Genomic DNA, 7,297 nt, shown 5'->3' on the forward strand with positions numbered 1-7,297 from the left:
CAGGACGGCACGATCGTGCCGGGGCACCATCTGGCGCCCCGGCAAAACCTGAAACGTTCAGAACAAGACCACCCTAACAAGTGGTCTAGAGGTCCAGATCACGCTCGATCGCGGCCAGCTCCTCCTCGGAGCCCTGGACCTTGGGTCCGGTGAACCAGCGGCGGGCCGAGACGAACCAGTACGTCGTGGCGAAGCCGAGGACGACGAGGACGGCGATCGGGGTGTAGTTGAAGTTGCTGCTGGTGACCGGGCTGACCTGCGGGAGCATGAACAGGATCGTGATGAAGACGACCCAGACGACGGCGATGATGCCGATCGGACGGCTCCAGCGGCCCAGCGACCAGGGACCGGGCTGGAAGTTCTTACCCTGGATTAGCCGGAGCAGGGTCGGCAGGACATAAGCGATGTAGAGGCCGATGACCGCGATCGACGTGACAGCGGCGTACGCGGTGGTGTTCCAGAGGTACGGCAGGCCGAGGACGAAGGCGCCGCCGGCGGCCAGCCAGATCGCGTTGGTGGGCGTCCGGGTCTTCTGGTTGATCTTGTGCCAGAGCGAGGAGCCCGGCAACGCGCCGTCCCGGGAGAAGGCATAGATCATCCGCGAGTTGGCCGTCACCGACGACATCCCGCAGAACAGCTGAGCGCCGATCACCACGAGCAGCAGGATCTTGCCCATCGTGATGCCGACCGCGTCGATGAAGATCTGCGCGGGCGGTACGCCGGTCTCGCTCTCGAGTGCGCCGTCGTAGCTCTGGATCGCGAACGTGAGACCGATCAGCAACACCCAGCCGGCGCCGAGCGAGACCAGGATCGACATCACGATGCCACGCGGACCCGAGCGAGCCGCGTCGCGCGTCTCCTCGGTCATGTGCGCAGAGGCGTCGTACCCGGTGAAGGTGTACTGGGCGAGCAGCAGCCCGAGCAGGCCGACGTAGAGGGTCGAGCCCCAACCGGTGTTGTTGACGAAGTGGCCGAAGACGAAGCCGGCCGACTGGTGCTTGTCGGGCAGGATCACGAGCGCGCCGACAATGAACAGCACTCCGACGATGTGCCACCAGACGCTGATGTCGTTGAGCCGAGCGACGAGCTTCACACCGAGCGAGTTCAGCAAGGCGTGCACCAGCAGGATGATCCCGAACAGCAGAATCGTGTGGCCGCGGGTCACACTGAAGCCGAACTGCAGGTCGAGGAAGGCGTTCAGGAAGAACGCGGCGCCGAAGTCGATACCGGCCGTCACGGCGACCTGGCCGAGGAAGTTGAACCAGCCGGTGAACCAGGACCAGGCCGGGCCGTTCGACGGAGCGAGCTTCGCGGACCAGTAGTACAGGCCGCCGGCGGTCGGGTAGCTCGAGCAGACCTCGGCCATCGCGAGCCCGACGAACAACGTCATCAGGCCGACGATCGGCCAGCCCCAGACGATCATCGCCGGGCCGCCGGTGTTCATCCCGAACCCGTAGAGCGTCAGGCAGCCGGACAGGATCGAGATGATCGTGAACGACACCGCGAAGTTGGAGAACCCGGACATCGTCCGGGACAGCTCCTGGGCGTAGCCGAGCTGATGCAGGCGTTGCTCGTCATCGGTCATCGGGGTCTTGTCTTGGCTCACAGGGTCCTCCTCGGCGACGCGGCGGGGAACTGCACGAGAGGCGCCCTCAATGGTCTAGCGGGAGACCATTGGTGTCAATGGATCAGGCAAGGAAGCCGCGCAACAGGACCGCCGTACCGGAGAGGTGCTCCTGCATCGCCTGCCGGGCAGCCTCCGGGTCATCGGCAAGAATCGCCGCGACGATCACCGCGTGCTGGTCGTTGGAGTGCGCGATATTGCGTTCCAGCAAAGGGATTGCGTCGAGCAGCTCGTTCAACCGCATCCGTACGTCGGCGGTCGCGGCGGTGAGCGATGCCGAACCCGTGACCTCGGCGATCGCGAGGTGCAGGCGGGAATCGAAGCGGCGGTAATCGGTGAGTTTCGCGGCCGCGGTATCAGCCAGACAGCGTTCGAGGTGCGCTTCTTCGGCCTCGGACAGCGCCCGGTTCGCGGCAGCCTCGGCGGCCCCGGTCTCCAGGGCATCGCGCAGGATCAGGGCATCGTCGAGCCCGTCACCCAGTTCGCGCGCGATCCGTTTGGCCGCCGTACGTCGGGGTTTCGGCAACCGCTCGTTGACGAACGTACCGCCGTACCGGCCGCGGCGGGATTCGACGTACCCGGCCTCGGTGAGGGCGTGGATCGCCTCGCGGAGGGTGACCCGGCTGACGTTCAGCCGGGTGGCGAGGTCCCGCTCGGCCGGCAGCCGGTCACCCGGCATCACCACGCCCAGCTTGATTGCCTGCAGCAACCGCTCGACCGTCTCTTCGAACGGGTTCCCGGTCCGGACCGGCCGGAACACGGCATCATCTGCAGGCGCAACCATGGCTGCAGCTTAGAGCGGGGTCACGTAGGCGCCGGAGATGCCGCCGTCGACGAGGAAGGTATTGGCGGTGATGAACGAGGAATCGTCGCTGGCCAGGAACGCGACCGCGGCGGCGATCTCGTCGGGCTCGCCGAAGCGGCCCATCGGCACGTGCACCAGCCGGCGCTCGGCCCGCTCCGGGTCCTTGGCGAACAACTCGGTCAGCAGCGGCGTGTTCACCGGGCCCGGGCAGAGGGCGTTGACGCGGATCCCCTGCCGGGCGAACTCAACGCCCAGCTCACGGCTCATCGCGAGCACGCCGCCCTTGGAAGCGGAGTACGAGATCTGCGAGGTGGCCGCACCCATCACCGCGACGAAGGATGCGGTGTTGATGATGGAGCCCTTGCCCTGGCGCTGCATGTACGGGATCGCCGCCTTGCAGCACAGGTACACCGATGTCAGGTTGACCTCCTGCACCCGCCGCCAGGCCTCCAGGCCGGTGTCCAGGATCGAGTTGTCGTCGGGCGGCGAGATCCCCGCGTTGTTGAACGCGATATCCACACTGCCGAACGTGTCGAACGCCTGCTGGAACAGGTTGTCGACCGCGGCCGCGTCGGTGACATCGGTGGCCACGAACAGCCCGCCGACCTCGTCCGCGGCGGCCTTCCCGGCGACCGGGTCGACATCGCCGATCACGACTTTGGCACCTTCCGCGGCAAACCGTCCTACCGTCGCCAGACCGATTCCGCTGGCACCGCCGGTCACCACCGCGACGCGCCCCTCGAGGCGGCTCGCCTTGACGTCAGTCATTCAGTCCTCCGTGCTGATGAAGATGTTCTTGGTTTCGGTGAACGCGTCGAGCGCGTCCGGTCCGAGCTCGCGGCCGAGCCCGGACTGCTTGTAGCCGCCGAACGGCGTCGAGTACCGCACCGACGAGTTCGAGTTGACCGACAGGTTGCCGGCCTCGATGCCTCGACTGACCCTGATGGCGCGGCCGACGTCGCGGGTCCAGATCGAGCCGGACAGACCGTACTCGGAGTCGTTCGCCTGCCTGATCGCATCCGCTTCGTCGTCGAACGGGATCACGCTGACGACCGGGCCGAAGATCTCGTCGGGGACGACATGACCGAGCACGGTCGGCGGAAACCAGAAGCCGGGACCGGTCGGGGCGGTCCCTTGGAACAGCGGATTCTCGACGTACGACGTCACTCGATCGTGCTGCCGTTGGGAGATGAGCGGGCCCATCTCGGTCTCGGGGTCGCTGGGATCGCCGACCTTGAAGGCTTTGACCGCAGGTTCAAGGAGCTCAAGGAAACGGTCGTGGACGCTGCGCTCGACGAGGATGCGCGAGCGCGCGCAGCAGTCCTGGCCGGCATTGTCGAACACCCCGTACGGCGCCTGAGCCGCGGCCTTCTCGAGGTCCGCATCGGCGAAGACCACGTTGGCGGACTTGCCGCCGAGCTCGAGCGTCACTCGCTTCACCTGGTCGGCGCACCCGGCCATGATCTGCTTGCCCACCGTCGTCGAGCCAGTGAAGACGACCTTGCGGACCGTGGGATTCGTGACGAAGCGCTGGCCGACGATCTTGCCTTCACCGGGGATGACCTGGAAGACGTCTTCGGGGAGGCCAGCCTGCAACGCGAGCTCTGCCAGCCGGATTGCGGTCAGCGGGGTGAGCTCGGCGGGTTTGAGGACGACCGTGTTGCCTGCGGCAAGGGCCGGTGCGAACCCCCAGGCGGCGATCGGCATCGGGAAGTTCCAGGGGACGATGATGCCTACGACACCCAGTGGTTCCTGGAAGGTGATGTTGATGCCGTTGGCAACCGGGATCTGCTTGCCGAACAGCCGTTCCGGGGCGGCCGAGTAGTAGGTCAGAACGTCACGGGCATTGCCGGCTTCCCAGCGGGCGTTGCCGATGGTGTGGCCGGCGTTCTCGACCTCCAACACTGCAAGGTTTTCCAGGTCGACGTCTACTGCGTCGGCGAACCTGCGCAGGAGTCTTGCGCGATCGGCCGGGGCGACGTTTCGCCAAGCCTCGAACGCCTTTGCTGCTCTGGCAATCGCCTCATCGGCCTGAGCTTCGGTCGCCAGCTCGATGCTGTGGACAACCTTTTCGGTGGCCGGATTGATCACGTCGTACGTCATGACTGGCGTCTCCTGGATGCGTCGATCAGCGCCGTGAACAAGCGCAGATCCTCGGGATTCTCCTCGGGGTGCCACTGAACGCCGAGCGCAAAGTTGCGTCCGGCAACCTCTGCCGCCTCGACGGTTCCGTCACCGGCACGCGCGGTGACCGTCAGTGTCGGCGCCACCTTGTCGAGGGCCTGGTGGTGGTAGCAGTGCACGCCCGCCTGCTCGCCGAGGAGCTGCGCGGTGAGCGTGCCCGGCTCGGTTTTGACCTCGGTCCGACCGAAGACCGCCGGCGAGGGCCGATGGAGGTCATGGGCAACCACCTCCGGCAGATGCTGGTGCAACGTGCCGCCGAGAGCCACATTCAGCACCTGCAACCCTCGGCAGATCGCCAAGAGCGGTAGCTCGGCCTCGAGAGCTGCCCGAACCAGCACCATCTCGTGCGCGTCGCGGCCCGGACGCGTGTCAGCGGTTTCCGCGTGCGGCACAGCGTCGTACGCGGCGGGGTCGACGTCGCAGCCGCCCGCAATGACCAGACCGTCGAGAATTTCGAGCACGGACGGGTCGGTACCGACGGGCGGCAGCAGGATCGGCACGCCGCCAGCGGCGACCACCGAGTCCAGGTAGACCCTCGGCAGGAGGGCAGCCTCGCGCTGCCACACACCCCAGACGGTCGGTTCGAGGTAGGTGGTGATTCCGATCCGCGGCCGTCGTTCAGAGGCGCTCGAAGCCACGGATCCGCTCCCAGTCGGTGACAGCAGCGTCGTACGCGTCGAGCTCGACCCGGGCCGCGTTCGTGTAGTGGTCGACCATCTCGTCACCGAAAGCCTCGCGAGCGATCCGCGAACCGGTGAACAGCGCTGAGGCTTCGCGCAGCGTTGACGGCACGTGCTCCTTGTCGGAGGCGTAGGCGTTGCCCTCCAGGAGCGGCTCCAGCTCCAGATCGTTCTCGATCCCGTGCAGACCGGCGGCGATGATCGCGGCGACGGCCAGGTACGGGTTCACGTCACCGCCGGCAAGGCGGTTCTCCACTCGCAAGGACTCGCCGTGGCCGACCACGCGCAGCGAGCAGGTGCGGTTGTCGACACCCCATGCGACAGCCGTCGGCGCGAAGCTGCCGGCCACGAAACGCTTGTAGGAGTTGATGTTCGGCGCCAGTAGATAGGTGAACTCCGACAGACACGCGAGCTGCCCAGCGATGAAACGCTCCATCAGCTCCGAGAAGCCATGGTCACGATCCCCCGCCAGTACGGCGTCTCCGTCGGTCGACCGGAAACTCACGTGGATATGGCACGAGTTGCCCTCGCGCTCGTCGTACTTCGCCATGAAGGTCAGGCTCTTGCCATGCTGGGCGGCAATCTCCTTCGCCCCGGTCTTGTAGATCGAGTGGTTGTCACACGTCTTGAGCGCGTCGTCGTACCGGAACACGATCTCGTGCTGCCCGAAATTGCACTCACCCTTGGCCGACTCGACATACAGGCCGGCACCCGTCATCCCGTTCCGGATCGCGCGGAGCAGCGGCTCGACCCGGCTGGTGCCGAGGAGCGAGTAGTCGACGTTGTACTGGTTGCCCGGCGTCAGGCCCTGATACCGCTTGTCCCACGCCGACTCGAACGTGTCGTCGAAGACGATGAACTCCAACTCGGTCCCGACGAACGCCTCCAGCCCGCGCGCAGCCAACCGCTCCAGCTGCTTCCGCAGCACCTGCCGCGGCGACGCGACGACCGGCGTACCGTCCAGCCACTGCACGTCGCACAACACCATCGCGGTCCCCTCCAACCACGGGACCACCCTGAGCGTGTCAAGATCCGGCGCCATCACCAGATCGCCGTACCCACGCTCCCAGGACGACATCGCATACCCGTCGACCGTGTTCATGTCGACATCCACCGCCAGCAGGTAGTTGCACCCCTCGGTCCCGTGGGCCAGCACTTCCTCCACGAAATACCGAGCCCCGCACCGCTTCCCCTGCAACCGCCCCTGCATGTCGGTAATGGCCACCAGCACGGTGTCCACCTGGCCCTGCGCCACCAGATCCCGTAGCTCCTGCACACCCAGCTGACCGGTCACGGCGGCTCCTCAGTCCAATGGTCTACCGACGACCCATTGACTCAAGCGCCGGACCAGATGTCAATGCACGGTCGCCTTGATCAGGTCGATGCCGAGGTCGGGTCCCACGCCATCCGGGTTCGTCAGGCCGGCGTCGTCGTACCAGCTCTGGTCTGCTTCCGGGTGCGGGCCCACGACGCCGACGCGGCCTTCGCCGTACGGGGCGGTGAGGGCGGCGACCGTGCTGTTGTCGTAGCGGGCGATGACGGTCGCTTGGGGCTTGAGGTCGGTGAAGGCGGTGCCGTCCTGGAAGAACACGTGGCGTGGCTGGTCGCGCCAGGTGAGCGCGATCACGGTGTCGGCCTCGCCCTTCACCGTCGCGCCAGGCGTGTCGATGTAGCCGTCGGTCGTCGCAGGCACCAGATCGAACCCGTCACTGCCTGCCAGGTAAGCGCCCATGCAGATCCCGAGGAACCGGCCGCCGCCCCGGACCCAGTCCCGGATGGCATCTGCAGTCTCCCGTACGTCGTTCCACGCCCCCGGAATGTCCTGTCCCCCGCCCGGCTGCACGTAGAGCGCGGCCCCCGCCAACACCTCCGGCGTGACCTTCACCTTCTCGCCAGGCCCGACGTACACGATCTGCACCGACCGATCCCAAGCCCGCACCAACGCCGCAGCAGCCTCCGACAACTCCGGCCCCGACGCCACCCCGCGATAGACCAACACCCGCC

7 protein-coding genes are annotated in these 7,297 nt (G+C 66.6%); all 7 read right to left on the reverse strand.

Annotated elements, in window-relative coordinates; translation table 11 throughout:
- Positions 1–85: 85 nt before the first annotated feature.
- Positions 86–1,606, reverse strand: a complete 1,521-nt coding sequence (locus E1263_RS29295; RefSeq protein ID WP_238161627.1) for an amino acid permease — start codon at positions 1,604–1,606, stop codon at positions 86–88.
- An 82-nt stretch (positions 1,607–1,688) separates the two neighbouring features.
- Positions 1,689–2,408: a FadR/GntR family transcriptional regulator gene (locus tag E1263_RS29300; protein WP_132173162.1), complete on the reverse strand. Its 720-nt coding sequence runs from the start codon at positions 2,406–2,408 to the stop codon at positions 1,689–1,691.
- A 9-nt stretch (positions 2,409–2,417) separates the two neighbouring features.
- On the reverse strand, positions 2,418–3,197 hold the full coding sequence (locus E1263_RS29305; RefSeq protein ID WP_132173164.1) for a 3-oxoacyl-ACP reductase: 780 nt from the start codon (positions 3,195–3,197) through the stop codon (positions 2,418–2,420).
- The gene (locus E1263_RS29310) at positions 3,198–4,532 is read right to left on the reverse strand and encodes an aldehyde dehydrogenase family protein (RefSeq protein WP_132173166.1); all 1,335 of its coding nucleotides are present in this window, start codon (positions 4,530–4,532) and stop codon (positions 3,198–3,200) included.
- On the reverse strand, positions 4,529–5,251 hold the full coding sequence (locus E1263_RS29315; RefSeq protein WP_132173168.1) for a gamma-glutamyl-gamma-aminobutyrate hydrolase family protein: 723 nt from the start codon (positions 5,249–5,251) through the stop codon (positions 4,529–4,531). Before E1263_RS29315 ends, E1263_RS29310 begins: the two co-directional genes overlap by 4 nt.
- Positions 5,232–6,587, reverse strand: coding sequence for a glutamine synthetase family protein (locus E1263_RS29320; RefSeq protein ID WP_202869108.1), 1,356 nt, complete (start codon positions 6,585–6,587; stop codon positions 5,232–5,234). The genes E1263_RS29315 and E1263_RS29320 overlap by 20 nt, the downstream gene beginning before the upstream one ends.
- Positions 6,588–6,647: 60 nt before the next feature.
- On the reverse strand, positions 6,648–7,297 hold a 650-nt coding region (locus E1263_RS29325; RefSeq protein ID WP_132173170.1), incomplete at its 5' end, for a BPL-N domain-containing protein.

Source organism: Kribbella antibiotica, from assembly GCF_004349055.1.
Lineage (GTDB): Bacteria > Actinomycetota > Actinomycetes > Propionibacteriales > Kribbellaceae > Kribbella > Kribbella antibiotica.

Coding starts and splice junctions, on each gene's coding strand:
- E1263_RS29300 (WP_132173162.1), bottom strand. CDS start 2,408: ATGGTTGCGCCTGCAGATGATGCCGTGTTCCGGCCGGTCCGGACCGGG.
- E1263_RS29305 (WP_132173164.1), bottom strand. CDS start 3,197: ATGACTGACGTCAAGGCGAGCCGCCTCGAGGGGCGCGTCGCGGTGGTG.
- E1263_RS29310 (WP_132173166.1), bottom strand. CDS start 4,532: ATGACGTACGACGTGATCAATCCGGCCACCGAAAAGGTTGTCCACAGC.